This window comes from Thermococcus sp. M36, from assembly GCF_012027355.1.
In the GTDB taxonomy this organism is placed as follows: domain Archaea; phylum Methanobacteriota_B; class Thermococci; order Thermococcales; family Thermococcaceae; genus Thermococcus.
Genome location: NZ_SNUH01000210.1, coordinates 1 through 444, shown reverse-complemented (window position 1 = coordinate 444; position 444 = coordinate 1). Strand labels below are relative to the sequence as shown.

Annotated in this window: 1 protein-coding gene; it reads left to right on the top strand. The window is 43.9% G+C overall.

Features of this window, described 5'->3' with window-relative positions; translation table 11 throughout:
* Positions 1-172: 172 nt before the first annotated feature.
* Positions 173-444: hypothetical protein (locus E3E36_RS12020; RefSeq protein WP_167895598.1), on the top strand; the 272-nt coding region annotated here is incomplete at its 3' end.

The following is a 444-nucleotide window of genomic DNA, read 5'->3' as shown; positions in this document are numbered from 1 at the left end:
CAGAGGGTGATGAAGAAATTGTGAGGAATATACTCGCACACAACAAAGCAATAGGGAAGCCAGATGCAACACAAAAGGCGGGATACAAAAAAGATACGCGTATGAAGCAACGCCAGAGGAAAAAATCATAGCCGTGCACTACCCACTTATCCACACACTCCTCGCGCTCGCAATGGCATACCATACCGGCGTGCACAACGTTCAATCGGCCAAAACCGTAGAAGAGGTAATGAACGCGTTATATTACAACAAAAGAGATTATGCGTACATAAAGGAAAACTACAAGAGACTTGCAAAAGCAATTGCGAAGCAAGCTCACTATGACAATCTAACCACAGATCCGGAGAAAACTGCGAAGGTTATGGAAAAGGCATTCGAGAAGACGTTCAAAATCATAGATAAACTACTCCCAGAAGTGAACGAAGAAAACCTCGAAGTACTCGG